Here is a 24,922-nt window from a genome sequence, read left to right on the forward strand (position 1 = left end):
TTAGCGCGTATAAAACCTCTTATACGCGCTTAGCATCTATCGCTTAGGGTACAACTCATTGCGCTTATACGGCTCTGTCTCACCGGGCTTGCGCGTCTTAAGCAGCTTCAGGATCCAGGTGTACTGCTCGAGATGCGGACCCACGAAAATTTCGACCTCTTCGTTCATCCGGCGCGCGATGGTGTTGTCGTCTGCTTCCAGCAGGTCGTCCATCGGCGGGCGCACTTCGATGGTCAGGCGATGGGTTTTGCCGTCGTAAACAGGGAAAAGTGGCACCACGCGTGCGCGACAGACTTTCATCAGACGGCCAATCGCGGGCAGTGTCGCTTTATAGGTGGCAAAGAAATCGACAAATTCGCTGTGCTCGGCCCCGTGATCCTGATCCGGCAGGTAATAGCCCCAGTAGCCTTCACGCACTGACTTGATGAACGGTTTGATCCCGTCGTTACGCGCATGCAGTCGGCCACCGAACCGGCGGCGGACGGTGTTCCAGACGTAGTCGAAGATTTTGTTGCCCTGGTTGTGGAACATGGCCGCCATCTTCTGCCCCTGCGAGGCCATCAGCATGGCCGGAATATCCACACCCCAGCCGTGCGGCACGAGGAAGATCACCTTTTCGTCGTTGCGACGCATCTCCTCAATAATCTCCAGCCCTTTCCAGTCCACGCGATCCTTAATCTTGTCCGGCCCGCGCAGCGCCAGCTCGCCCATCATCGCCATCGCCTGCGGCGCAGTGGTGAACATGGCGTCGATAATCGCTTCCCGCTCGGCGTCGCTTTTTTCCGGGAAACAGTAGAAGAGATTAATTTGCGCGCGACGGCGCGCGCTTTTGCCCACTCGGCCGGCGATCAGGCCGATTTTACCAAGGACCGGATCGCGCACGGAGGCAGGAAGCAGTGCGATGCCCGCAAACGCATAAACGCCCAGCCAGGCGCCCCAGTTGCGCGGATGGCGAAAAGATTTCTCAAACTCGGGAATGAATTCACTATTGTTTTTTTGGGTTTCCATGCGGGTTCCAGGGTCTGGTGAAGCTAAAAATAATCATCAGTTAGTGTAGCGAGGCAGGCTGCATCGCACAAAAGAAAAAGCCGGCGCATCTCTGCACCGGCTTTAAGATAACGAAAGGTTAGTCGAAGCGCAGTTGCGGCATAACCTCTTTGACCTGAGCCAGATAATCGGTGCGATCTTTACCGGTCAGGCCTTCGGTGCGCGGCAGTTTCGCCGTCAGCGGGTTCACGGCCTGCTGGTTGATCCACACTTCATAGTGCAGGTGCGGGCCCGTAGAGCGGCCGGTGTTGCCCGACAGCGCGATACGGTCGCCACGTTTCACTTTCTGACCCGGCTGGACCAGCAGTTTGCGAAGGTGCATGTAGCGGGTGGTGTAGGTGCGACCGTGACGAACGGCGACGTAGTACCCTGCCGCGCCGCTGCGTTTGGCGATAACCACTTCACCGTCACCGACAGAGAGCACTGGCGTGCCCTGCGGCATCGCGAAGTCAACGCCACGGTGCGGCGCCACGCGGCCGGTAACCGGGTTCAGACGACGCGGGTTAAAGTTGGATGAAACGCGGAACTGTTTCGCTGTCGGGAAGCGCAGGAAGCCTTTCGCCAGGCCCGTACCGTTGCGGTCGTAGAACTTACCGTCTTCAGCGCGGATGGCGTAATAGTCTTTTCCTTCGGAGCGCAGACGCACGCCCATCAGCTGGCTCTGCTCGCGCTTGCCGTCCAGCATTTCGCGGGACATCAGGATCGAGAATTCATCGCCCTTTTTCAGTTTGCGGAAGTCCATCTGCCACTGCATGGCCTTGATAACTGAGCTGATTTCACCGCTCGTTAACCCGGCTTCGCGCGCGCTGGCGACAAAGCTACCGCCCACGGTGCCTTTCAGTACATTGTTGACCCAGTCGCCCTGCTGCATTTCGCTGGTCATCTTGAAACCGTTTTCAGTACGATCGTAGGTACGGGTTTCGCGACGCGAGACTTCCCAGGTCAGACGCTGTAAATCGCCATCGCTGGTAAGTGTCCAGGAGAGTTGCTGACCAATTTTCAGGTTACGCAGATCTTTATCGGATGCGGCGAGCTGGCTGATATCACCCATCTCAATACCGTACTGATTGAGCACGCTGCTCAGGGTATCGCCCGTAGAGACTACATACTCGTGGATGCCCGCTTCGTTCGCGGTTTTGTCATCCAGCTCATCCTGAGGAATGGCTTCGTCTTCCTGAGCGGCCTGATCGATAGGCTCACTGGCATCGGGCAGCAAGGAGCGGATTTCGCTCTTTTCCAGTTCGATGGTTTTAATGATGGGGGCTGAATGTGGGTGGTACACATAGGGCCGCCAGACGGCGACCGCTAATGTAAGAACTGTAAGGGACCCCAGCATTACGCGGTGGGGTCGAGGCAGATTATTAAATGCCAGGGCGACAGAGCGGGCTATCTGTTGCACGTGTTCACTTCCTCGTTAATCTCCTTTCAGGCAGCTCGAATACTGGTTCGCCAATTGGCTGAGGAACTGCGAATAACTCGCCTTGCTCAGCTGAATATTGGTTCCAAGCGGGTCCAGGGTCCCCATGCGCACGGACGTTCCCCTGGCCACGGCTTCAACGACCGCTGGCCTGAACTGTGGCTCAGCAAAAACGCATGTCGCTTTTTGCTCAACCAACTGTGTTCTGATTTCATGTAAACGCTGCGCACCAGGCTGAATTTCCGGGTTGACGGTAAAGTGACCCAGCGGGGTCAGGCCGTAGTGTTTTTCGTAGTAGCCATAGGCATCATGAAAAACGAAATACCCTTTTCCTTTCAACGGTGCGAGCTCGTTACCCACCTGCTTATCGGTTGCGGCTAATTGTGCCTCAAAATCCTTCAGGTTGGCGTCTAGTTTGGCTCGACTTTGCGGCATAAGTTCCACTAATTTGTCATGGATTGCAACCGCTGAGAGCCGCGCTATCTCTGGGGAGAGCCAAAGATGCATGTTGTACTCGCCGTGATGGTGATGGTCGTCACCTTTTTCGCCATCGGCGTGATCATGGTCGTGATCGCCATCGTCGTCGTCAGCCCCTTTCATGAGCAGCGGTTTCACGCCGGAAAGCTCGGCGATGGTCACCTGTTTTTGCGGCGGAACTTTGCTTGCGGACTTTTGCATGAAGGCTTCCATCTCTGGACCAATCCAGACCACTAAGTCCGCGTTCTGTAAGCGTTTTACATCGGATGGGCGCAGAGAATAATCATGCTCGGAGGCACCGTCAGGCAGTAAAACCTGGGTTTTTGTCACGCCATCAGCGATGGCCGAAGCGATGAATCCCAGTGGTTTAAGCGAAGCGACAACGGCGGCGTTAACATCTTGTGCTGCTGAACCCCAAAGGCCAGCGGATAATGCTGCGAAAAGAAGCGTATTTTTATGTAACATAATGCAACTTATGATCGTAATGAATGCGTGGAATGTGATATTATAACATTCGTTGACTTCTGCAAGCTTAAATTGACATGACGAATTTAGTTTCTCTCGAAAATATCTCGGTTTCTTTTGGTCAGCGCCGCGTCCTCTCTGACGTATCGCTGGACCTCAAACCCGGCAAAATTTTAACTTTGCTCGGCCCAAACGGCGCGGGCAAATCGACGCTGGTGCGCGTGGTTCTCGGGCTGGTAGCACCTGATTCCGGCGTCATCAAGCGCGACGAAAAGCTGCGAATCGGCTACGTCCCACAAAAAATTCATCTCGACGCCACCCTGCCCTTAACGGTGGGTCGTTTTCTGCGACTGCGTCCTGGCACCCGCAAAGACGATATCCTTCCCGCGCTGAAGCGCGTTCAGGCCGGGCATCTGGTCGAAGCGCCGATGCAGAAACTCTCCGGCGGTGAAACCCAGCGCGTTCTGCTGGCGCGCGCCTTGCTGAGCAAGCCGCAGCTGCTGGTACTCGACGAGCCAACCCAGGGCGTTGACGTCAACGGCCAGGTCGCCCTGTACGACCTGATCGATCAGCTGCGCCGCGAGCTGGACTGCGCCGTTCTGATGGTATCGCACGACTTGCACCTGGTGATGGCGAAGACCGACGAAGTGCTGTGCCTGAATCACCACATCTGCTGCTCCGGCACGCCGGAAGTGGTGTCGATGCATCCTGAATTTATCTCCATGTTTGGCTCTCGCGGGGCTGAACAGTTGGGGATTTATCGCCACAACCATAATCATCGCCATGATTTACAGGGACGGATTGTCCTGCGTCGAGGAAATGGACACTCATGATTGAATTGTTATTACCCGGCTGGTTAGCCGGGGTGATGCTCGCCTGTGCCGCGGGTCCGCTGGGCTCTTTTGTCGTCTGGCGCCGGATGTCCTATTTTGGCGATACTCTGGCCCATGCCTCATTGCTGGGCGTGGCCTTTGGCCTGCTGCTGGATGTGAATCCGTTCTACGCGGTCATCGCCGTGACGCTGCTGCTTGCCGCCGGTCTGGTGTGGCTGGAGAAGCGCCCTCACCTCGCGGTGGATACATTGCTGGGCATTATGGCCCACAGTGCGCTGTCGCTCGGTCTGGTGGTGGTGAGCCTGATGTCGAACATTCGCGTCGATTTAATGGCGTATCTGTTTGGCGACCTGCTGGCGGTGACGCCAGAAGATCTGATCTCTATCGCCATTGGCGTGGCGATCGTGCTCGGGATTTTGCTGTGGCAATGGCGCAATCTGCTGGCGATGACCGTCAGTGCTGATTTGGCCTTTGTGGATGGCGTTAAACTGCAGCGCGTGAAGCTGCTGCTGATGCTGGTGACCGCATTGACGATTGGGGTGGCGATGAAGTTTGTCGGCGCGCTGATTATTACGTCGCTGCTGATTATCCCGGCCGCAACCGCGCGTCGTTTCGCCCGTACGCCGGAGCAGATGGCGGGTGTGGCGGTGATTGTCGGCATCATTGCCGTGACCGGTGGATTAACCTTCTCGGCGTTTTACGACACGCCAGCCGGCCCGTCAGTTGTCCTGTGCGCTGCGCTGATGTTTATCTTCAGTATGATGAAGAAACCCGCGAGCTAACTCTTTTCCCCGGTGGCGCTGCGCGTACCGGGCGACATGTTTCATTGTAGGCCGGATAAGGCGTCAGCCGCCATCCGGCTTTTTTTCGGCTGCGAACTACGGCATTTCCGGTGGCGTAATCCCGAAGTGATTCCACGCGCGAACCGTTGCCATACGCCCACGCGGTGTGCGTTGCAAAAAGCCCTGCTGGATTAGATACGGCTCCAGCACGTCCTCGATGGTTTCACGCTCTTCGCCAATCGCCGCCGCCAGGTTGTCCAGCCCGACCGGCCCGCCAAAGAATTTATCCAGAATCGCCAGCAGCAGCTTGCGGTCCATATAGTCAAACCCTTCGGCATCAACGTTCAGCATATCCAGCGCCTGGGAGGCGATATCCAGCGAGATGGTGCCATCGTGCTTCACTTCCGCGAAGTCACGCACACGGCGCAGCAGACGGTTGGCGATACGCGGTGTGCCGCGCGAGCGCTTAGCCACTTCAAATGCGCCCTCGTCGCTCAGCTCAAGCCCCATGAAGCGGGCGCTGCGACCGACGATGTACTGCAGATCCGCCACCTGATAAAACTCGAGGCGCTGCACGATGCCGAAGCGGTCGCGCAGTGGCGAGGTCAGAGAACCTGCACGGGTGGTGGCACCAATCAGGGTAAACGGCGGCAGATCGATTTTAATCGAGCGCGCCGCCGGGCCTTCACCAATCATGATATCCAGCTGATAATCTTCCATCGCCGGATAGAGCACCTCTTCCACCACCGGCGAAAGACGGTGGATCTCATCGATAAACAGCACGTCGTGCGGCTCGAGGTTGGTCAGCATCGCCGCCAGATCCCCGGCCTTCTCCAGCACCGGGCCCGAGGTGGTACGCAGGTTCACGCCCATCTCATTGGCGACGATGTTCGCCAGCGTGGTTTTACCGAGGCCGGGAGGACCAAAAATCAGCAGATGATCGAGGGCATCTCCGCGAAGTTTCGCCGCCTGGATAAAGATTTCCATCTGTGAGCGAACCTGCGGCTGGCCGATATACTCTTCCAGCAGCTTCGGGCGGATCGCGCGATCCACCACATCTTCTGGAACATTGCTGGCTGCCGAAATCAGGCGGTCTGCTTCAATCATCCTCTACTACCTCACAATGCCGCGCGGAGCGCTTCACGAATCAGGGTTTCACTGCTGGCATCCGGTTTAGCGATTTTGCTCACCATCCGGCTGGCTTCCTGTGGTTTATAGCCCAGCGCCACCAGCGCAGCCACCGCTTCTTGCTCTGCGTCGTCATCCGTCGGACCGTTCGGCGAGGTCAGCACCAGATCGGACGCCGGTGTGAACAGGTCGCCATGAAGACCTTTGAAGCGGTCTTTCATTTCGACAATCAGGCGCTCAGCGGTTTTTTTGCCGATGCCCGGGAGTTTGATAAGCGCAGCGGGATCTTCACGCTCAACGGCATTCACAAACTGCTGCGCCGACATGCCGGACAAAATTGCCAGCGCCAGCTTAGGCCCGACGCCGTTGGTTTTAATCAGCTCGCGGAACAGCATGCGTTCCTGCTTGTTATTGAAGCCATACAGAAGCTGGGCATCTTCACGCACCACGAACTGGGTGAAAACAATCGCCTCTTTACCCGACTCCGGAAGTTCATAGAAACAGGTCATCGGCATATGGACTTCATACCCCACGCCTCCCGCTTCCAGCAGAACTAACGGGGGTTGTTTTTCAATGATGATGCCTCTGAGTCTGCCAATCACATGATGCTCCTGCGTGAGATGCGAAATTAACTTCCGTCATCATAAAAAAAGGCTGGATGTTTATCCAGCCTGATTTGTGATTATCGTAACCGGCCTCGCGCCAGATTGAGCCTCGAATCGCTCATTTGCATGGCGTTTTGGCTCACATGGCAATGGGTTATCGCAATCGCCAGCGCATCGGCGGCATCCGCCTGCGGGTTGGCCGGGAGTTTAAGCAAGGTCCGCACCATGTGCTGGACCTGGACTTTGTCTGCCCCGCCGTTGCCCACCACCGTCTGCTTGACCTGACGCGCCGCGTATTCAAACACCGGCAAATCCTGGTTGACCGCCGCGACAATCGCCACGCCGCGCGCCTGGCCCAGCTTTAACGCCGAGTCGGCATTTTTCGCCATAAAGACCTGCTCAATGGCAAAAAAGTCGGGCTGAAACTGGGTGATGATTTCCGACACGCCTGCGTAAATGAGCTTCAGACGCGACGGTAAATCATCGACTTTGGTGCGAATACAGCCGCTGCCGAGGTAGGTCAGCTGGCGACCCACCTGGCGGATAACGCCGTAACCGGTAATGCGCGAGCCGGGGTCAATCCCGAGAATAATCGACATCACGCGTCTCCGGTTAGAGGTTCAATGACTCTCATTAGAGAGTCGCGGCGACCTCATCAGAGATCTCACCGTTATGATAAACTTCCTGCACGTCATCGCAGTCTTCGAGCATGTCGATCAGACGCAGCAGTTTTGGCGCGGTTTCCGCATCCATATCGGCTTTGGTCGATGGGATCATCGACACTTCAGCGTTGTCTGCTTTGAGACCTGCCGCTTCCAGCGCATCACGCACCGCGCCCATCTCTTCCCAGGCGGTGTAAACGTCAATCGCGCCGTCGTCGAAGGTCACCACGTCTTCAGCGCCCGCTTCCAGCGCCGCTTCCATGATCACATCTTCATCGCCTTTCTCGAAGGAGATCACGCCTTTTTTGCTGAACAGGTAAGCCACGGAACCGTCGGTGCCCAGGTTGCCACCGGTTTTGGTGAACGCATGGCGCACTTCGGCAACGGTACGGTTACGGTTGTCGGACAGACACTCAACCATGACCGCTGTACCGCCAGGACCGTAACCTTCATAAATGATGGTTTCCATGTTCGCGTCGTCATCGCCGCCCACGCCACGTGCAATCGCACGGTTCAGGGTGTCACGCGTCATGTTATTAGACAGTGCTTTATCAATCGCTGCGCGCAGACGTGGGTTAGAACCCGCATCGCCGCCGCCCAGACGGGCTGCCGTCACCAGCTCACGAATGATTTTGGTAAAGATCTTACCGCGTTTGGCATCCTGTGCTGCTTTGCGATGCTTCGTGTTGGCCCACTTACTATGACCTGCCATAAAAAGTTCTCCATTTCCCGTCGCCTTTCAGCCCTCAGGTGCGTTGGCTGCGCCCGCTCGCACCCATCACTTACTGAAGTAAGCTCAGGGTGACTCTCGGTCTTGCCGCCTTCCTGAGAACTGAAATTCTTGGGAAAACTAATTAACGTTAATTACAAATTCTTCAATCGCCTGCCGGTTGCTCCACGACTTGGTTAAGGTGGCCGCTTCGGCCGCCTCAACCCAGCGGTAGGTCAGATGTTCGGTGAACACGATCTGCCGTTCATGGGGAAGCGCAAGACAGAACCACGATTCTTTATTGCGCTTGATTCCCGGAGCATAGCGATGACGTAAATGGCTAAAAATTTCAAACTCCACCGTGCGCTGACAGTCCTTCAGGGTCAGTTGCTCCTGAGCAACATTAATGGTGACCTCTTCATTTACTTCACGCGCGGCGGCCTGCGACGCGGTTTCGCCCTCTTCCAGGCTGCCGGTAACCGACTGCCAGAAATCGGGATCGTCGCGCCGCTGCAACATCAGCACCCGCTTCGTATCTTCTGCATAGATGACCACCAGAACAGAAACGGGAAGCTTATATGACATGCTAGTCGTTCGCCTCTAACTCACCTTTATCTTTCGGCTTAACCTGAATGCCCAACTCAGCCAGAGAGGCCGGGTTAGCAAAGCTTGGCGCTTCGGTCATCAGACACGCAGCGGCGGTGGTTTTCGGGAAGGCAATCACATCACGAATGTTATCCGTGCCGGTCAGCAGCATGGTCAGACGATCCAGACCAAACGCCAGGCCCGCGTGCGGAGGCGTGCCGTATTTCAGGGCATCCAGCAGGAAGCCGAACTTCTCGCGCTGCTCTTGCTCGTTAATGCCCAGAATGCCGAACACGGTCTGCTGCATTTCGCCGCTGTGGATACGCACGGAACCGCCGCCTACTTCATAACCGTTAATCACCATATCGTAGGCGTTCGCAACCGCCTCTTCCGGTGCAGCTTTCAGTTCGCTCGCGGTCATGTCTTTCGGTGCGGTGAACGGGTGGTGCATCGCCGTCAGGCCGCCTTCACCGTCATCTTCAAACATTGGGAAGTCGATCACCCACAGCGGAGCCCATTTGGCTTCGTCAGTCAGGTTCAGGTCTTTACCCAGTTTGAGGCGCAGAGCGCCCAGCGCATCGGCAACCACTTTCTTGTTGTCTGCGCCGAAGAAGATCATGTCGCCGTCCTGTGCGCCGGTGCGCTCAAGGATCGCTTCCACGATGTCTGCGTTCAGGAATTTCGCCACCGGGCTGGTGATGCCTTCGATGCCTTTCGCACGTTCGGTGACTTTAATATAAGCCAGGCCTTTCGCGCCGTAGATTTTGACGAAATTGCCGTAGTCATCAATTTGTTTACGGCTCAGTTGCGCACCGCCTGGTACGCGCAGAGCAGCCACACGACCTTTCGCATCGTTAGCCGGGCCGGAGAAGACCGCAAACTCAACCGCTTTCAGCAGGTCAGCAACGTCCACCAGTTCCATCGGGTTACGCAGGTCTGGTTTGTCAGAGCCGTAACGACGTTCTGCTTCGGCGAAGGTCATGATCGGGAAATCGCCCAGATCCACACCCTTCACGTCCTGCCACAGGCCGCGCACCAGCGCTTCCATGATTTCGCGCACCTGAGGTGCGGTCATGAAGGAGGTCTCGACGTCGATTTGGGTGAATTCAGGCTGACGGTCAGCGCGCAGGTCTTCGTCACGGAAGCATTTCACGATCTGATAGTAGCGGTCGAAACCGGACATCATCAGCAGCTGTTTGAACAACTGAGGAGACTGCGGCAGCGCGTAGAACTTGCCTTTATGCACACGAGACGGGACCAGGTAATCGCGCGCGCCTTCCGGCGTGGCTTTGGTCAGCATCGGGGTTTCGATATCGAGGAAACCGTGGTCGTCCATGAAACGACGCACCAGGCTTGTGATCTTCGCGCGGGTTTTCAGGCGCTGAGCCATTTCCGGGCGACGCAGATCCAGATAGCGATATTTCAGACGCGCTTCTTCGGTGTTGACGTGGTTGGAGTCAAGCGGCAGCGATTCTGAACGGTTGATGATAGTCAGGTCGGACGCCAGCACTTCGATGGCACCCGTCGCCATGTCGGCGTTGATATTTTTTTCGTCACGCGCACGCACGGTGCCGGTGACCTGGATGCAGAACTCATTACGCAGTTCGGAGGCCAGTTTTAACGCGTCCGCACGATCCGGATCGAAGAACACCTGCACGATGCCTTCACGGTCACGCAAATCGATGAAGATAAGGCTACCGAGATCACGACGACGGTTGACCCAACCACACAGGGTCACCTGCTGTCCAACGTGGGACTGACGCAACTGCCCGCAATATTCTGTACGCATGAGATATCCCTTAATTTAGCCGCAGGCTAAATGTCGCCTGAGTTACAGGCTACTATGTCGCAGCTTTCTGTATGTCACAACTGGATGAAAAAAGGCGGCTATTATACTGGAAATTCCGCCGTACGATAAGAGAGAAGCTTGCCAGACGCGCGATTGCTGCGCTCTTATTGCGCATTCTCACAAAAATTAACAAAATTATCCGATCTTACTTACCCTGTATCATCGTAAGGTGTGACGGACGCTAATCTTTTGACTGGAGTAATGATGTTAACACTTGATGCCACCAAAACCGCACTTGTCGTGATCGATTTGCAGGAAGGCATTCTGCCGTTCGCCGGAGGCCCGCATACGGCTTCGGATGTGGTCAGCCGCAGCGCACGTCTTGCGGATAAATGCCGCGCCAGCGGATCGCCGGTGGTCATGGTGCGCGTGGGCTGGTCAGCGGATTTCGCCGAAGCGCTGAAACAGCCGGTGGATGCGCAAGCCCCTGCTGCCGCGCTGCCGGCAAACTGGTGGACCTATCCTGAAACGCTCGGCAAACAGGATAGCGATATCGAAGTCACCAAACGCCAGTGGGGCGCGTTTTACGGCACCGATCTGGAACTCCAGCTGCGCCGTCGTGGGATCGACACCATCATCCTGTGCGGGATTTCCACCAACATCGGCGTGGAATCCACCGCGCGTAACGCCTGGGAGCTGGGCTTTAACCTGGTGATTGCCGAAGACGCGTGCAGCGCCGCCTCGGCGGATCAGCATCAGGGCAGCATGACCCATATCTTCCCGCGTATCGGTCGCGTGCGCAGCACCGACGAGATCCTCAGCGCGCTATGATTTACCTGGGCCTGCCCCAATGGTCGCACCCGAAATGGGTGCGCCTTGGCATTACCAGCCTTGAAGAGTATGCCCGCCATTTTAACTGTGTGGAGGGCAATACCACGCTGTACGCCCTGCCGCGCGCGGAGATCGTCGCGCGCTGGCGTGAGCAGACCACCGATGATTTCCGCTTCTGCTTTAAATTTCCGGCGACCATTTCCCACCAGGCCGCGCTGCGCCAGTGCGGAGATTTAACCGAGGAGTTTTTCGAAAGGATGTCGCCCCTGGCGAACCGCATCGGCCAGTACTGGCTGCAACTCCCTGCAACCTTTGGCCCGCGCGATCTGCCCGCCCTTTGGGCATTTCTCGACGCCCTTCCCCGCGAATTCACCTACGGCGTGGAAGTGCGTCATCCGGAATTTTTCGCCAAAGGCGAAGCGGAACAAGCGCTTAACCGTGGGCTGCATGAACGCGGTGTGAATCGGGTCATTCTGGACAGCCGCCCGGTCCACAGCGCCGTGGCGCATAACGAAGCCATTATCGACGCCCAGCGCAAAAAACCGAAAGTGCCGGTTCACGCCGTGGTGACGGCCAACAATCCGATGGTACGGTTCATCGGCAGCGACAATATGCAGCAAAATCGCGAGATGTTCGCCGTCTGGCTGCAAACGCTGCCGAAGTGGGAGCAAACCACCACCCCTTACCTTTTCCTGCACACGCCGGATATCGCACAGGCACCTGAACTGGTCGATGCTCTGTGGCAAGCCTTGCAGGCTGCGGTTCCGTCCCTTGGCCCTGCCCCCTCCATCCCACAACAATCTTCTCTTTTCTGACGTCAGCCCCTATCATAGAAGTGCCATCTGCCAAAAACAGGGAGTTTGTATGGTCAGCGCACTGTACGCGGTGTTAGGTGCATTACTACTGATTAAGTTTTCGTTTGATGTTGTGCGCCTGAGAATGCAATACCGCGTCTCATACGGTGACGGTGGGTTTTCGGAGTTACAAAGCGCCATCCGTATTCATGGTAATGCGGTGGAATACATTCCCGTTGCGCTGATTTTGCTGCTGCTCATGGAGATGGACGGCGCGGAAACCTGGATGGTTCACGTCTGCGGTCTGCTGTTGATCGCCGGACGACTGATGCACTACTACGGCTTTCACCACCGCTTATTTCGCTGGCGTCGTTCCGGCATGAGCGCGACCTGGTGTTCGCTTTTGCTGATGGTGCTGGCTAACCTGTGGTATATGCCGTGGGAGTTGGTTTTCTCCTTCCATTAGCGCACAATACGCCACTTTATTTTTCCCGGATTTTTACGTTATGTCTGATCGCGACACGCTTTTTTCCGCGCCTATCGCCAGTCTGGGCGACTGGACCTTTGATGAACGGGTAGCCGAAGTCTTCCCGGATATGATCCAGCGCTCTGTTCCAGGTTATTCCAATATTATCTCTATGATCGGCATGCTGGCTGAACGCTTTGTTCAACCCGGCACGCAGGTTTATGACCTGGGTTGTTCACTGGGCGCCGCGACGCTGTCGATTCGCCGTAACGTGCATCACGAAGGCTGCAAGATCATTGCCGTCGATAACTCTCCGGCGATGGTCGAGCGCTGCCGCCGTCATCTGGATGCCTACAAAGCACCGACGCCCGTTGAGGTTATCGAAGGCGATATTCGCGATATCCACATCGAGAACGCCTCGATGGTGGTACTGAATTTTACCCTGCAGTTCCTGGTGCCCGAAGATCGCCAGTTGTTGCTGGACAAAATTTACAAGGGGCTGAACCCCGGCGGCGCGCTGGTGCTGTCAGAGAAATTCAGCTTTGAAGATGCGAAAGTCGGCGAACTGCTGTTCAACATGCATCACGATTTCAAACGTGCCAACGGTTACAGCGAGCTGGAGATCAGCCAGAAGCGCAGCATGCTGGAAAATGTGATGCTCACCGACTCCGTCGAAGCGCATAAAGCGCGCCTGCATAAAGCCGGTTTTGAGCACAGCGAACTCTGGTTCCAGTGTTTTAACTTTGGTTCCCTGGTGGCTCTGAAAGGGGACAACGCATGATCGACTTCAGCAATTTCTATCAGCTTATCGCCAAAAACCACCTCTCCCACTGGCTGGAGACCCTGCCTGCGCAGGTTGCTGCCTGGCAGCGCGACTCCCTGCACGGCCAGTTTAAGCAGTGGAGCAACGCGGTCGAGTTTTTGCCGGAAATGACGCCTTACAAACTGGACCTGCTGCACAGCGTGACGGCGGAAAGTGCCGAGCCACTGAGCGAAGGCCAGCTGCTGCGTCTTGAAAAGCTGATGCGCAACCTGATGCCGTGGCGCAAAGGGCCGTTCTCCCTGTACGGTCTGAACATCAATACCGAATGGCGTTCCGACTGGAAGTGGGATCGCGTTCTGCCGCATCTGTCGGATTTAACCGGTCGCACGATTCTGGACGTCGGCTGCGGGAGCGGGTATCACCTGTGGCGCATGATTGGTGCAGGCGCGCATCTGGCGGTCGGGATCGACCCGATGCAGCTGTTCCTGTGCCAGTTCGAAGCGGTGCGTAAACTGCTGGGTAACGATCAGCGCGCGCACGTTCTGCCGCTGGGCATTGAACAACTCCCTGCCCTGAACGCCTTTGATACGGTCTTCTCGATGGGCGTGCTGTACCATCGCCGCTCCCCGCTGGAGCATCTGTGGCAGCTGAAAGATCAGCTGGTCAGTGGCGGCGAACTGGTGCTGGAAACTTTGGTGATCGAAGGCGACGAAAATGCGGTGCTGGTCCCAGGCGATCGCTACGCGCAGATGCGTAACGTCTATTTCATCCCGTCCGCGCTGGCGCTGAAAAACTGGCTGGCGAAGTGTGGTTTTGTCGATATCCGCATTGTGGATGTGTGCGTGACCTCGACGGAAGAACAGCGTCGCACCGAGTGGCTGACCACCGAGTCGCTGGCCGAATTCCTCGACCCGAACGACAGCAGCAAAACCATCGAAGGCTATCCCGCGCCGATGCGTGCGGTGTTGATTGCGACGAAGCCGTGATTTGCCCGGCGGCGCTTCGCTTGCACGGGCCTACGATTTTGTAGGCCGGGTAAGGCGAAGCCGCCACCCGGCAGTTAGCACGGTTTCTCCAAAATAGTTCAAGTTGCAGCAAGGCGGCAACGCAGCGAATCGCCGGGAGCTGACATGAGTCAGTGACCGGTGTGAGCGAGGCAGCCAACGCAGCTGCGGCTTGAAATATGAAGGAGAAAAAAAGGCCCCTGTTGAAATTGCAGGGGCCTGGTACAAGCAAGCATCATATTGGGCGACATGATGCGCGGTAAAAATCGCTGCTACACGTGAAACTGCTCAATCATTGATTTCATTACCGCAACCGACTCTCCATCTACCCCGTAGCGGGAGTACTCATCCGCTTCGGCATCTGTCGACATTGACAATCCTGTGTTGCGATAGCGCATAGGCGAAGGCGTCCACTTGCCTGCCGAACTGTGAAGCTCTTCTACCCCTGCGTTTAAAAACGTTTCCAGATTGCTGGCGCGGACTCCCGCACCTGCCATTATTATTGGAACACCAGAATGCGCTTTTAGTTCCATAATTAATTGCAGTCCTTTTTCAGCGCTCGACTGCTGGCCGGATGTCAGGATGCGCGCCACGCCCAGTTCTGCCAGATTTTCAAAGGCTTGAATCGGATCTTTACACATATCAAACGCACGATGAAAAGTCACCGCCATCCCTTTTGCCGCCGCCATAATCTGGCGCATACGCGGCATATCGACGTTACCCTCTTCATCGAGCAGGCCGATCACAAGACCCGGGAAGCCCAGTTCGCGAACACATGTCACATCTTCCAGCATGGCGTCAAATTCACCCGCCGAGTAACAAAAGTCTCCGCCGCGCGGGCGAATAATCGGGTGGACGGGAATGGTCACCGCCTCGCGGACAGATTTCAGCACGCCGTATGACGGCGTCAGACCGCCCTCTTTCGGCGCGGCGCACAGTTCAACGCGATCGGCCCCGTTTTGTTGCGCCGTGACAGCACATTCCATGCTGTAACAACAGATCTCCAGTAGCGCCACACTTCCTCCTTAAATCCACGGTAATAAACCATCATGCCACGCCGCTCGACGGCGGACTCAGCGTGAGTTCACACTCTTTTGCGGGTTATGCTTCACTGGCGACGATTTGCTCGATGGTCCAGGGGTGAAATTTCACCGTCACTTTTCCATCGGTCACCGCCAGCGTCGGGTTCGGCAGACGCTCGCGCTCCCCTTTTGGCGAACTGGTTTTCACAAAGATACCGGGTTGGCTAAGGCCGTCGTCCGACAGCAGCGCCAGCGCGCGGGCATTCAGGGTGTCGGGGTCGCCAGGCAGTACGATTTCGATATGCTCCCAACCCTCGATCGGATAGCGCTTTTCGCCCGGCCACGGCAATTCAACCACGTGAAATGTCCAGTGCGCCACGCAGACGGGCTCATGGAGTTTGAACAGGCAAATCGGGCGACCGTTGATGACATTTTCCGACAGCAGTTCGCCGCACTGTTCAAACCCGCGACGCCAGCGCTCCGCCGTTGCGTCCTGATGACAGCGCAGGGAAATGTGATCGGCGTCGAGCGGAGCGATATCCAGCCCCAGCCGGGTGGCAAGTTCTGTGAACGCCTGGGTGAAACGCGGTAAATCTGCGGAAATATCATGCAGTTCGTCAATGGATTGCCAGTTCGTCATCAGCGGTTCTCTTATCCTGTCGCAAAGCCGCTAATTTACTCTGTTGCATGGCTGCAACCAACCGCAGATTTCACGATTTTCCCACTGCATGCTTATGCACTATTTCATCGCCTGTTTTCTGAGCGCTCTTCAGCCTGTGCAATGCTGACGCCAGAGGGCATTTGCAGTATACTCCGGCCCTAAATTCTCAAACTGGTGTGGGTTCAACTCGCCCGCAGCAAAAAAGTAAGGTATCCAGGTGAATATTCAGGCTCTTCTCTCCGAAAAAGTCAGTCAGGCACTGATTGCCGCAGGTGCTCCTGCGGATTGCGAACCGCAGGTTCGTCAGTCAGCAAAAGTACAGTTTGGCGACTATCAGGCTAATGGCGTGATGGCAGTGGCTAAAAAACTGGGCATGCCGCCGCGACAACTCGCTGAGCTGGTGCTGACTCATCTGGATCTCAACGGCATTGCCAGTAAAGTTGAGATTGCAGGCCCGGGCTTTATCAACATTTTCCTCGACCCGGCCTTCCTCGCCGGTCACATCGACGCGGCACTGAAATCTGACCGTCTGGGCGTGTCCCAGCCGCAAGCGCAAACCGTCGTTATCGATTACTCTGCGCCAAACGTGGCGAAAGAGATGCACGTCGGTCACCTGCGCTCCACCATCATCGGTGATGCCGCGGTGCGCACCCTGGAATTCCTCGGCCATAAAGTGATTCGTGCCAACCACGTCGGCGACTGGGGTACACAGTTCGGCATGCTGATTGCGTATCTTGAAAAGCAGCAGCAGGAAAACGCGGGCGAAATGGCGCTGGCCGACCTCGAAGGTTTCTACCGTGAAGCCAAAAAACATTACGACGAAGATGAAGTCTTCGCCGAGCGCGCGCGCAGCTACGTCGTAAAACTGCAGGGTGGCGACGCCTACTTCCGCGAAATGTGGCGCAAGCTGGTCGACATCACCATGTCTCAGAACCAGTTAACCTATGACCGTCTGAACGTTACCCTGACCCGCGACGACGTGATGGGCGAGAGTCTCTACAACCCAATGCTGCCGGGCATCGTGGCCGATCTGAAAGCCAAAAAACTGGCGGTGGAGAGCGAAGGCGCAACGGTGGTGTTCCTTGATGAGTACAAAAACAAGGAAGGCGAACCGATGGGCGTGATCATCCAGAAAAAGGATGGCGGCTATCTCTACACCACCACCGATATCGCCTGCGCGAAATATCGCTACGAAACCCTGCATGCGGACCGCGTGCTGTACTACATCGACTCCCGTCAGCATCAGCACCTGATGCAGGCGTGGACCATCGTACGTAAAGCCGGTTACGTGCCTGATTCCGTGCCGCTGGAACACCACATGTTCGGCATGATGCTGGGTAAAGACGGTAAGCCGTTCAAAACCCGCGCCGGTGGCACCGTGAAACTTTCCGACCTGCTGGATGAAGCGCTGGAACGTGCGCGTCGTCTGGTCGCTGAGAAGAACCCGGATATGCCAGCCGACGAGCTGGAAAAACTGGCGACAGCGGTGGGTATCGGTGCGGTGAAATACGCGGATCTCTCCAAGAACCGTACCACCGACTACATCTTCGACTGGGACAACATGTTGGCCTTCGAAGGCAATACCGCGCCGTACATGCAATATGCCTACACCCGCGTGCTGTCCGTGTTCCGTAAAGCCGACATCGACGAAAGCGCGCTGGCGAATGCGACCGTAGTGATCAACGAAGATCGCGAAGCGCAGCTGGCCGCCCGTCTGCTGCAGTTCGAAGAGACGCTGGCGGTGGTCGCGCGCGAAGGCACGCCGCACGTGATGTGTGCGTACCTGTACGATCTGGCCGGTCTGTTCTCTGGTTTCTACGAGCATTGCCCGATTCTCTCCGCCGAAAGCGAAGAAATTCGCAACAGCCGCCTGAAACTGGCACAGCTGACCGCGAAGACGCTGAAGCTGGGGCTGGATACCCTCGGGATCGAAACCGTAGAACGTATGTAAAAACAAACCCGGCGATGGCTTAATGCCAGTCAGTTAAGCAAAATAATGAGTTTAAATTCATTATTTTGCTTGCCCCAGGACCTTTATGGCATCAGTGGAATTGTTCCGTTCACTTTCGTTCCTCTGCTTCCGGTCCATCTCTCTGCGGTGAACGTGCCAGGGTGGCTCAATCGCCACCACCCTGGCAACCCCGGCTCCCGGCAAAGAAAATCGCCGCTTCGCGGTGCCCTCAGCTTATTCCTTGCGGCTATCGGGTCGGGCGCGATCCTGCATCCATGCAGGTCGCACCCTCTCGGCGCTTCCCTGCGCCTCGACCCGGCCTCCAGGAAACGCTTCGGCGATTTTCAGCCGGACTCACGTTCCCTCAACCTTTTCAGCCGTCTGAATGTGGCACCGGTGTGGGTCCCCGCTGAAATCGGCGAACCGAAGGCCGGATGACAAGGGCTGGACGCCAGGGATGGCGGCCAGAGGCGAAACGAGACAGGAAGTCGAGTCGAGCCGACCGCAGGCAGATGGCCGGGAGGTGAGCGCAGTGCGAAGCACCGATTTCATGGCGGGGCGCGGGGATTGCAAAGGGGGCCGCGTAGCCCCCTTTGCACGTTCACAGGTTGTGACGCGATTATATTCTGCTGAACATAAGGTGAACGGAACAACCTCAGATGCTTCACTGACCAGCATTAGGCGATGGCCGGTTTTTTTGTAAGCGCAGCGCCACCGGGGAAAATGCCTGATGGCGCTTCGCTTATCAGGCCTACAGGTCTCTGCAACTTTCCCGCAAAATGCGCAGTACCGTCTCAGCCCCACTGCGATTCGGGTTGATGCGGATCATGCGCTGGGAAAGCGTGGGGTCGGACTGGCGAAACGTCCCGGAAAGCCGGTAAAACAGCGGCGGAATTTCATATTTCGATTCAGCTCCAACCGGGTAAGGCAGCGCCCCCAGCTGATGGGCACGGGCCAGCACTTTCTCCGCAATCGGCTGATGAAACTCCACCAGCAGCACTTTGGACTGCGCGTTCGCTATCATCGCCTGCTTCACCTGCGGGATCGCCCCGCTTTGCAGTGCCGCCACCACACGATCATTTACCAGCGCTTGCACCGCGTGCATCACGGGCGCGAAAACTAACCCGCGCAGGACCTCCATCGCCTGAACGCCCTGAACCTGGCTGCCACCGGAGTACATGCTTTGGCGCACGCGGCTCACGGCATTTTCGTCACCCACAACCACCCCCACTCCCGCCGGGCCAAAGAGCTTGAAGCTCGAGAAGGTGGACAGGCCAGAGCCGCACTCGCAGCCGATCTTCTCAACCTTCATCACCGCGTAGTTATCGTCCGTCAGCGAGGGAATGCCGTAATGATTCAGGCAGGCGATGACGTCCTCCAGGGAGTAGGCATCGTCCATTTTCTGGCGCGTATGCTGGATCAGCGCCGCCTGCGGGCGGTGTGCCTCAATCGCTTTCGCCACCTCATCAAGCTGATTGAAATCGGCACGAATCAGGCGAAGGCCCATCTGTTCAACAATCACCGCCGTGGTCGGGTAAACCGGCGCATCGTGGATCAACAGCGTCTCCCCCGCTTTGAGCAAAGCCGCGAGGCCGCTTCGAATCGCGCCCGTCCCCGCCCCCTGCACCAGCGCCGCTTTAGGCGCATTAAAAAAATCAGCGATGACGGCTTCGATCCGCTGGGTCATCTGCGGCTGGTTAAGCCCCGGAACCAGACCCAAATCTCCGCCGCTGAGGAAATCGCTTCCCGGAAAATGACGGCAGATAATATCCACCAGCTGAAACTGTTTTTGCTGCGCCTGTTCCATGGTCAGGCTCTGCAAAGGCCAGGTATTCATAGGTTCACTCCATGAAGACCTGCCGCCGAAGCAGCAGGTTTCGCAAGGGATCAGGCCGGAACGAACAGCCCGCACCAGAAGAGAATGTTGAGCACAATCCCGGTGATTAATACCGCCACCACCGGAGACGCCATCTTCTGAACCGGACGACCCAGAGATTCGTTCAGGAAGTAAAGCGCCGCCGCGATGGTAAAGCCGGTGTAACCGGCCATTTTGATGGCTGCAAAGATAGACCCGACCAGCAGCGCCATCTCCATCAGCATGTTCATCGCATTACGGATATTGTCCGACGCGTTACGCACCGACGGGTAACGGCCCAGCCATTTGCCAATCGAGCGCAGGAGCAGCACTTCGGCAGAGATGATCAGCGCCCCCACCACAAAGGCAATCAGCGGATTGGCGATCAAATAACCTGCCGCAAACACAAAGGTAAAGCCCGCAACAGCATAAACGCCGGTCGCCAGCGCCGTAGTGGCAATCATCGGCACGAAGCCCAGACCGCGCATGAATTCTGCCAGCGCCGCCTGATTGATCAGGGTCTGAGATTGCGCCGGATCGAGTCCTGCATGGTAGGCTTTTTCAAGGGTGAAAATGGAGACTTCGGAACCGGCGAAGATCTTCATGCTGGCCACGGCAGCAATCAGCCCGCCGACGATGGCAATATACGGCAGGTTCTTAATGATCCGCGAGGTTCGTTCTTCAAACACTGACAGCCCGGCGTCGTCATGTTCACGCTCCCCGCGGGTACGGTGATCCTGAGTAATCGCGATGCCTAACAGCATCACCATCCCCACGAAAATCTCTATGGATTCCGGGTTCAGGTGCGGGAAGTAGCGCACGATAATCACGCGAGTCATCAGCACCACAAACGCGGCGAAGAGGCTGTTTTTCCAGCCGAACTGATAGAAAATCGCCACCAGCGGGAACAGCGCAAAGGCCGACACCACCGGCGAGCTCAGTTCGCCCAGCGAGCCCAGCACGTCAACCGGAAGCGCCGTCAGCAGATGGTTCACCGGCAGCAGACAGGTGAGGATCAGCACGCCCCAGACTGCGCCGAGCCCAAAAGCCAGCGCGCCGTTAAAGGCCAGCACGCCAATAATGTCCGTCGGCAAGAACAGCAGCCAGGTGTTCAGCAGCCCGGTTTTCAGGGTGAATGAGATGCCCACGGACGCCACAAAACCGATGCTCAGACCGAACGCGATACTCCCCGCTTCGCGGCGGTTCATATTGCCTTCGATGAGCTGCGGCAGGATCGGGCGGATACCGTCGTGGAAGACCGCCGCAGATTTGTGCGCCAGCAGCGCCGTCATCCCGGTGAGGCAAGCCACGACTAAAATTTGAATATAGAAATCCATAGCGCGGCCTCTATTTTAAATGCGCAATCAGCATCGGGATGGCGTGTTCGATATGCTCTACCGACAGGCCAAAGGCGACTTTGCCGTCCGCCACCATTTTGGCGACCTGATCTTCCTTCGCCTTAATGCCGGGTTTGGCGATAGTGCCGCTTTTGTTGTAGCCAATCACCGCAATCGCAATGGATAACGCCGCGCCAGCACCGGTATTACAGGCACCGATGTAGTAGTCGAGCTGGCCGGATTTCACCTTCATCGCGGCTTCCATATCGTTATAAATAAACACCTCAAAGCAGCCAGGCGCGGCGGATTCGATGGTCTTTTTCATCAGTTCGCGCTGTAAGCCAGCAACACCGATCTTTTTCATGGGAGATCCTTATTTAAAGAAGACAGAGGGGTTATCACGTAACATCAAATCAATGTCGGCCTGGGTAAAACCGGCCTCGCGCAACAGAGGCACAAAGGTGGTCAGCAGATAGCCAAAGCCGGGGCCGCCGTTCGCTTTCAGATGCGAGCGTCGGGTGATATCCATGGAGAGCATCACATGCCCGAGCAGGCCGCGGCGAGCAATCTCGACCAGCATCGCCACGCGCTTTTCGTCCGGGTAGTAGTTGTTTTTGCCGATGGTATCGAACTGAACAAAAGCCCCCTGATCGATCATCCGCAGGATGTTGTCGAGGTTGTCTTTCAGGTCGCAGTGCCCGATGACCACGCGGGAGAGATCCACGCCGTGGCTTTTCAGCAGCGCCAGTTGCTCAAGGCCCATGGTGCTGAATGAGGTGTGTGTGGAGATGGGGCGGCCCGTTTCCCGGTGCGCGATTGCCGCGGCGGCAAACACTTTGGCCTCAATCGGGGTGATGACATCCACGCTCGAGCCAATTTCCGCAATGATCCCGGCTTTCAGTTCGGTGCCGTCAATACCGAGGGTGATCTCGTTGATCATCTCTTGTGCCAGGGCCTCTACCGGCGTGGTCGCAACGTGGGCCGGGAAAAAATCATGCTGGTAATAACCGGTGCAGGCGACCACGTTCATCCCCGTATCGCCCATAATATCCAGCATAAACTGCGGGTTACGCCCCATGTAGCGATTGGTCATCTCAATGATGTTGCGCACGCCCTGAGTGTAGAGCGTCTTCATCTCCGCACAAATCAACGCATACTGATCCAGGCGGCAGTCGATGTTGTTTTTGAACGAGGACAAATCGATATGCAGATGTTCGTGGGCATAGGTATAGCCCGACGCATCAAAACGAATCTGTTCAGCCATGATGGCCTCCGTTGTCAGTCATATGTAGCGAAGCGAGGAATGACGTGCCGTTTTGCGGCGCGGCGGCGTGGAAAAAGTCACAGACCGTGGCCCCTACGTCAGAGAGGGTTTTCCTCGCCCCCAGTTGCGCAGGCGCTATGCCCGGCTGCCAGACCAGCAGAGGGACCTTTTCACGCGTGTGTTTGCTGTGGCCGATCGTCGGGTCATTGCCGTGATCGGCCATCACCACCAGACAGTCCCCGAGTTGCATGGCCTCCATCAGGCGCTCAAGATTGCTGTCCACCAGCTGCAAGCGGTCGGCGTAGCGCGCCACGTCCTGGGCGTGTCCGGCGAGATCGGTTTCCTGAATATTGGTGCAGATAAAGGCATCACCCGGCTGGCACACTTCATCGAGCGTGATGTCCAGAATGCGCTGGCTGTCGACCAGATTCTGGTAACTCACGCCGTGCGGGTTGATGGCGATATCCGCCACTTTGCCGACCAGCACGGTTTTGATGCCTGCCTCGTGCAGCTTTTGTGGAACCTGAACGCTGGCATTCACGCCGTAGCCCATGTGCACGACCTGAAAACCGTTGTTATATACACCCGAACGCGGGGCGTTAATCCCGATATAAACGCCCTGTTTTTCTTCCACGGCGTCCAGGATCTGCTGGCTGCTTTCCAGCAGGCCGCCAAAGGCGATCACGCGCCCCACTTGCACCTGGCGGCGAACGATCTCGCCGATGGTGCGGACTTCCTCAAAGGAGATATCCGTGAGATTGGCGCTGATGTTAAACACCTGCCCCAGATCCGCCTCGAGGTTGTCACCAATCGCCACCGCCTGGTTCACCCACAGAAATTGCAGCCCCTCTCCCCGGCGTTCGACCTGCCAGCAATCGGCGATCAGCGCCTGTTCAACCTCATCAATTACCGTGGAAAAAGGCATTCGCAGCGGCGATTTGGGAAGCGTACCGAGGATCTCCTGATGACCCATGAAAGTGTCGCCCCCTTCGTGCTGCAACGCCGCGGTGCCATAAACCGCACTCGCTGATGGCTTCATCACGCCCACGTCCTGCCCAAGCGCATTCATCAGGCCAAGCTTCTCCAGCACGGGTAAACGAAGCCGGGGGAAATGCTGCAAAATGTGCCCGCAGGTGTTGGCCCCGATATCCTGCGGCCTGACCTGCGGCACATCGTCCATTGCCCCGACGCCAAAACTGTCTATCACCACCACCACAAACTTACTCATTGCCACCTCCTGACACCGGGTTGCCGAGACTGTCATACACGGCTTCCAGCACCGGCGCGCCGCGGGAGATCCCGGACACCAGCGCTACATCGCTGCGTGTGACGAAAATTTGCGTGCGAAAACACATCACCACCGGACTGCCGACCGGGAACTCACCGGCCAGCGGAATGTGATAATCAATGCTGCTCTCATCCATGGGCAGCAGGCTGGCGGGAATGCCGGTGTGGCCCTGAAGCGGATAAACCAGCGCGTTCTGCGCATGCCCGCGCCGATAGTACCCGCCGCCGAAGCAGTAGCTGTTGCCCTGAAAATGGTGAGAAACTTCCGTGAGATAGAGCATGGCGATGCGCTCGGGCTGATCGCCGTGCTGGTTCGCCGGAATGGTGCCCGTCAGGGCGTGGCCTGGCTCCGCATGCGTCACGCCAAAACTGGCCAGCAGCGCAAGGGTGCTACAGCTCGAGGCCGATGGCGCATTCAGTTGCTCAAGTTCAACACCCTGGGCGAGCAGACGATCGCGGGCCTTCAGCAGAGTGTGTAAGTTGGGCGTAGGCAGGGTTTGCTGCTGCTCGTCATCCCACAGCAGGCAGGGAAAATGCGTCAGCCCCGCCAGTTTCACCCCGGCAAGCGAGCGGATCACTGGTACCACTTCATCCAGCACCGCGAGCGAAAAACCGGCTTCCTGACCCGGATAAAGCCTGTCCTGTGGGTCGAACACTTTTAGCATGATGGGCTGAACGCGTCCGTTCTCCAGCGCCGCAGCCGAAATCTCCCGCGCCTTTTCCAGTGAGAACACGGTGATCATCTCGACCGGCGCGAGGACGTTTTCCGTTATCTGGCTTTTCGGGATCTGCACCAGATGGCCCACGTGCGAGACTGGCACGTCAGCCTTACGCAGGGTGCGAGCCTCTTTAAAATCCACCGCTACGGTGCCGTGGAAACCGAGTTCAATCAGCTTTTGTGCCAGCCACGGGTTGCGCCCGAGCTGCTTGGTCATCAGATAGAGCGTGATGCCGTGCCGGGCTGCGGTCTCGAGCAGGAGACGGCCATTCTCCATCACCCGATCGACGTCGATAACCCAGGTATCCGGCAGGATGGCTCCCTGCCGCCATAATTCACACGCGGCCTCTATCAGCGCCGGGTTCTGTGCCTTAAGTGCTCCAGTAAACATGCCCTTGCCTCTCGACTCCATGCAGATGATAACAACTTAAATCATCATTTTTTTGAATATTTAATGCGTAGACGCTGGT

General features: G+C 56.9%; 25 protein-coding genes. 8 read left to right on the top strand and 17 right to left on the bottom strand.

All coding sequences use genetic code 11. From position 1 onward, the window contains the following. Positions 1-36: 36 nt before the first annotated feature. The 3 genes from lpxM to znuA all read right to left on the bottom strand — a co-directional run bounded on the left by lpxM (position 37) and on the right by znuA (position 3,406). Positions 37-1,008 carry a lauroyl-Kdo(2)-lipid IV(A) myristoyltransferase gene (gene lpxM, locus U9O48_RS13490; protein ID WP_285144254.1) on the bottom strand — a complete coding sequence of 324 codons (972 nt, stop codon included), beginning with the start codon at positions 1,006-1,008 and terminating at the stop codon, positions 37-39. Between the two features lie 118 nt (positions 1,009-1,126). Beyond that, positions 1,127-2,446 (bottom strand): murein DD-endopeptidase MepM, encoded by a 1,320-nt coding sequence (gene mepM, locus U9O48_RS13495; protein WP_282494653.1) that lies wholly within the window; start codon positions 2,444-2,446, stop codon positions 1,127-1,129. A 15-nt stretch (positions 2,447-2,461) separates the two neighbouring features. Next, positions 2,462-3,406, bottom strand: coding sequence for a zinc ABC transporter substrate-binding protein ZnuA (gene znuA, locus U9O48_RS13500; protein ID WP_285144253.1), 945 nt, complete (start codon positions 3,404-3,406; stop codon positions 2,462-2,464). Positions 3,407-3,483: 77 nt separating this feature from the next. Between znuA and znuC the strand changes: the two genes are divergently transcribed. Next, positions 3,484-4,239 carry a zinc ABC transporter ATP-binding protein ZnuC gene (gene znuC / locus U9O48_RS13505; RefSeq protein WP_285144252.1) on the top strand — a complete coding sequence of 252 codons (756 nt, stop codon included), beginning with the start codon at positions 3,484-3,486 and terminating at the stop codon, positions 4,237-4,239. Beyond that, entirely contained in the window at positions 4,236-5,021 is a 786-nt protein-coding gene (gene znuB / locus U9O48_RS13510) for a zinc ABC transporter permease subunit ZnuB (RefSeq protein ID WP_282494656.1), read from the top strand. The genes znuC and znuB overlap by 4 nt, the downstream gene beginning before the upstream one ends. Before the next feature lie 96 nt (positions 5,022-5,117). Here znuB and ruvB read toward each other — a convergent pair whose 3' ends face one another. From ruvB to aspS, 6 genes are all read right to left on the bottom strand, one after another. After that, positions 5,118-6,128, bottom strand: a complete 1,011-nt coding sequence (ruvB, locus tag U9O48_RS13515) for a Holliday junction branch migration DNA helicase RuvB (protein ID WP_100779779.1) — start codon at positions 6,126-6,128, stop codon at positions 5,118-5,120. An 11-nt stretch (positions 6,129-6,139) separates the two neighbouring features. Further along, positions 6,140-6,751, bottom strand: coding sequence for a Holliday junction branch migration protein RuvA (gene ruvA / locus U9O48_RS13520; RefSeq protein ID WP_282494657.1), 612 nt, complete (start codon positions 6,749-6,751; stop codon positions 6,140-6,142). Positions 6,752-6,831: 80 nt separating this feature from the next. Next, a complete protein-coding gene (gene ruvC, locus U9O48_RS13525) occupies positions 6,832-7,353 on the bottom strand; it encodes a crossover junction endodeoxyribonuclease RuvC (RefSeq protein ID WP_285144251.1) in 522 nt (173 codons plus the stop codon). A 34-nt stretch (positions 7,354-7,387) separates the two neighbouring features. After that, positions 7,388-8,128, bottom strand: coding sequence for a YebC/PmpR family DNA-binding transcriptional regulator (locus U9O48_RS13530; RefSeq protein ID WP_014070693.1), 741 nt, complete (start codon positions 8,126-8,128; stop codon positions 7,388-7,390). A gap of 138 nt (positions 8,129-8,266) precedes the next feature. Beyond that, entirely contained in the window at positions 8,267-8,710 is a 444-nt protein-coding gene (nudB, locus tag U9O48_RS13535; RefSeq protein ID WP_285144250.1) for a dihydroneopterin triphosphate diphosphatase, read from the bottom strand. A 1-nt stretch (position 8,711) separates the two neighbouring features. Beyond that, entirely contained in the window at positions 8,712-10,499 is a 1,788-nt protein-coding gene (gene aspS, locus U9O48_RS13540; protein WP_285144248.1) for an aspartate--tRNA ligase, read from the bottom strand. Positions 10,500-10,763: 264 nt separating this feature from the next. Here aspS and U9O48_RS13545 point away from each other — a divergent pair, with 264 nt between their 5' ends. Genes U9O48_RS13545 through cmoB form a run of 5 tightly spaced genes read left to right on the top strand, consistent with a single transcriptional unit; the run spans position 10,764 to position 14,339 of the window. Further along, entirely contained in the window at positions 10,764-11,330 is a 567-nt protein-coding gene (locus tag U9O48_RS13545; RefSeq protein ID WP_285144247.1) for a hydrolase, read from the top strand. Then, positions 11,327-12,145 carry a DUF72 domain-containing protein gene (locus U9O48_RS13550; RefSeq protein WP_285144246.1) on the top strand — a complete coding sequence of 273 codons (819 nt, stop codon included), beginning with the start codon at positions 11,327-11,329 and terminating at the stop codon, positions 12,143-12,145. The genes U9O48_RS13545 and U9O48_RS13550 overlap by 4 nt, the downstream gene beginning before the upstream one ends. A 49-nt stretch (positions 12,146-12,194) precedes the next feature. Beyond that, complete coding sequence (locus U9O48_RS13555) at positions 12,195-12,590, top strand: MAPEG family protein (protein WP_095282395.1); 396 nt, start codon at positions 12,195-12,197, stop codon at positions 12,588-12,590. 40 nt (positions 12,591-12,630) lie between these two features. Further along, complete coding sequence (gene cmoA / locus U9O48_RS13560) at positions 12,631-13,371, top strand: carboxy-S-adenosyl-L-methionine synthase CmoA (protein ID WP_282494662.1); 741 nt, start codon at positions 12,631-12,633, stop codon at positions 13,369-13,371. Beyond that, positions 13,368-14,339: a tRNA 5-methoxyuridine(34)/uridine 5-oxyacetic acid(34) synthase CmoB gene (gene cmoB / locus U9O48_RS13565; RefSeq protein WP_095282397.1), complete on the top strand. Its 972-nt coding sequence runs from the start codon at positions 13,368-13,370 to the stop codon at positions 14,337-14,339. Before cmoA ends, cmoB begins: the two co-directional genes overlap by 4 nt. 290 nt (positions 14,340-14,629) lie before the next feature. On the opposite strand, the gene cutC is transcribed toward cmoB, so the two are convergent. Together cutC and U9O48_RS13575 are read right to left on the bottom strand one after the other, a co-directional pair. Then, positions 14,630-15,373, bottom strand: a complete 744-nt coding sequence (gene cutC, locus U9O48_RS13570) for a copper homeostasis protein CutC (RefSeq protein WP_324722651.1) — start codon at positions 15,371-15,373, stop codon at positions 14,630-14,632. 85 nt (positions 15,374-15,458) lie between these two features. Next, on the bottom strand, positions 15,459-16,019 hold the full coding sequence (locus U9O48_RS13575; protein ID WP_285144244.1) for a VOC family protein: 561 nt from the start codon (positions 16,017-16,019) through the stop codon (positions 15,459-15,461). Positions 16,020-16,257: 238 nt separating this feature from the next. Between U9O48_RS13575 and argS the strand changes: the two genes are divergently transcribed. Beyond that, positions 16,258-17,991 (top strand): arginine--tRNA ligase, encoded by a 1,734-nt coding sequence (gene argS / locus U9O48_RS13580; protein ID WP_282494665.1) that lies wholly within the window; start codon positions 16,258-16,260, stop codon positions 17,989-17,991. A 751-nt stretch (positions 17,992-18,742) separates the two neighbouring features. On the opposite strand, the gene U9O48_RS13585 is transcribed toward argS, so the two are convergent. Genes U9O48_RS13585 through U9O48_RS13610 form a run of 6 tightly spaced genes read right to left on the bottom strand, consistent with a single transcriptional unit; the run spans position 18,743 to position 24,843 of the window. Then, on the bottom strand, positions 18,743-19,828 hold the full coding sequence (locus U9O48_RS13585; protein WP_324722652.1) for an aminotransferase class V-fold PLP-dependent enzyme: 1,086 nt from the start codon (positions 19,826-19,828) through the stop codon (positions 18,743-18,745). 50 nt (positions 19,829-19,878) lie between these two features. Next, positions 19,879-21,183 (bottom strand): YhfT family protein, encoded by a 1,305-nt coding sequence (locus U9O48_RS13590; protein WP_324722653.1) that lies wholly within the window; start codon positions 21,181-21,183, stop codon positions 19,879-19,881. Positions 21,184-21,193: 10 nt separating this feature from the next. Further along, positions 21,194-21,547 (bottom strand): DUF2620 domain-containing protein, encoded by a 354-nt coding sequence (locus U9O48_RS13595; protein WP_282494669.1) that lies wholly within the window; start codon positions 21,545-21,547, stop codon positions 21,194-21,196. 9 nt (positions 21,548-21,556) lie between these two features. Then, positions 21,557-22,435 carry a phosphotriesterase-related protein gene (locus tag U9O48_RS13600; RefSeq protein WP_324724403.1) on the bottom strand — a complete coding sequence of 293 codons (879 nt, stop codon included), beginning with the start codon at positions 22,433-22,435 and terminating at the stop codon, positions 21,557-21,559. 4 nt (positions 22,436-22,439) lie between these two features. After that, entirely contained in the window at positions 22,440-23,675 is a 1,236-nt protein-coding gene (locus U9O48_RS13605; protein WP_324722654.1) for a phosphopentomutase, read from the bottom strand. Continuing rightward, positions 23,668-24,843, bottom strand: coding sequence for a YhfX family PLP-dependent enzyme (locus U9O48_RS13610; RefSeq protein WP_285144239.1), 1,176 nt, complete (start codon positions 24,841-24,843; stop codon positions 23,668-23,670). The genes U9O48_RS13605 and U9O48_RS13610 overlap by 8 nt, the downstream gene beginning before the upstream one ends. Between the last annotated feature and the right edge of the window lie 79 nt (positions 24,844-24,922).

The organism is Lelliottia sp. JS-SCA-14 (genome assembly GCF_035593345.1).
Taxonomy (GTDB): Bacteria; Pseudomonadota; Gammaproteobacteria; order Enterobacterales; family Enterobacteriaceae; genus Enterobacter; species Enterobacter wanjuensis.

What these genes read in the sequence shown, in the direction of transcription:
- U9O48_RS13575 (WP_285144244.1), bottom strand. Translation starts at nt 16,019, where the DNA reads ATGACGAACTGGCAATCCATTGACGAACTGCATGATATTTCCGCAGAT.
- znuC (WP_285144252.1), top strand. Translation starts at nt 3,484, where the DNA reads ATGACGAATTTAGTTTCTCTCGAAAATATCTCGGTTTCTTTTGGTCAG.
- U9O48_RS13585 (WP_324722652.1), bottom strand. Translation starts at nt 19,828, where the DNA reads ATGAATACCTGGCCTTTGCAGAGCCTGACCATGGAACAGGCGCAGCAA.
- U9O48_RS13610 (WP_285144239.1), bottom strand. Translation starts at nt 24,843, where the DNA reads ATGTTTACTGGAGCACTTAAGGCACAGAACCCGGCGCTGATAGAGGCC.
- cmoA (WP_282494662.1), top strand. Translation starts at nt 12,631, where the DNA reads ATGTCTGATCGCGACACGCTTTTTTCCGCGCCTATCGCCAGTCTGGGC.
- U9O48_RS13590 (WP_324722653.1), bottom strand. Translation starts at nt 21,183, where the DNA reads ATGGATTTCTATATTCAAATTTTAGTCGTGGCTTGCCTCACCGGGATG.
- ruvC (WP_285144251.1), bottom strand. Translation starts at nt 7,353, where the DNA reads ATGTCGATTATTCTCGGGATTGACCCCGGCTCGCGCATTACCGGTTAC.
- U9O48_RS13530 (WP_014070693.1), bottom strand. Translation starts at nt 8,128, where the DNA reads ATGGCAGGTCATAGTAAGTGGGCCAACACGAAGCATCGCAAAGCAGCA.
- lpxM (WP_285144254.1), bottom strand. Translation starts at nt 1,008, where the DNA reads ATGGAAACCCAAAAAAACAATAGTGAATTCATTCCCGAGTTTGAGAAA.
- aspS (WP_285144248.1), bottom strand. Translation starts at nt 10,499, where the DNA reads ATGCGTACAGAATATTGCGGGCAGTTGCGTCAGTCCCACGTTGGACAG.
- cmoB (WP_095282397.1), top strand. Translation starts at nt 13,368, where the DNA reads ATGATCGACTTCAGCAATTTCTATCAGCTTATCGCCAAAAACCACCTC.
- U9O48_RS13550 (WP_285144246.1), top strand. Translation starts at nt 11,327, where the DNA reads ATGATTTACCTGGGCCTGCCCCAATGGTCGCACCCGAAATGGGTGCGC.
- znuA (WP_285144253.1), bottom strand. Translation starts at nt 3,406, where the DNA reads ATGTTACATAAAAATACGCTTCTTTTCGCAGCATTATCCGCTGGCCTT.
- U9O48_RS13555 (WP_095282395.1), top strand. Translation starts at nt 12,195, where the DNA reads ATGGTCAGCGCACTGTACGCGGTGTTAGGTGCATTACTACTGATTAAG.
- U9O48_RS13545 (WP_285144247.1), top strand. Translation starts at nt 10,764, where the DNA reads ATGTTAACACTTGATGCCACCAAAACCGCACTTGTCGTGATCGATTTG.
- znuB (WP_282494656.1), top strand. Translation starts at nt 4,236, where the DNA reads ATGATTGAATTGTTATTACCCGGCTGGTTAGCCGGGGTGATGCTCGCC.
- U9O48_RS13605 (WP_324722654.1), bottom strand. Translation starts at nt 23,675, where the DNA reads ATGAGTAAGTTTGTGGTGGTGGTGATAGACAGTTTTGGCGTCGGGGCA.
- nudB (WP_285144250.1), bottom strand. Translation starts at nt 8,710, where the DNA reads ATGTCATATAAGCTTCCCGTTTCTGTTCTGGTGGTCATCTATGCAGAA.
- ruvB (WP_100779779.1), bottom strand. Translation starts at nt 6,128, where the DNA reads ATGATTGAAGCAGACCGCCTGATTTCGGCAGCCAGCAATGTTCCAGAA.
- U9O48_RS13595 (WP_282494669.1), bottom strand. Translation starts at nt 21,547, where the DNA reads ATGAAAAAGATCGGTGTTGCTGGCTTACAGCGCGAACTGATGAAAAAG.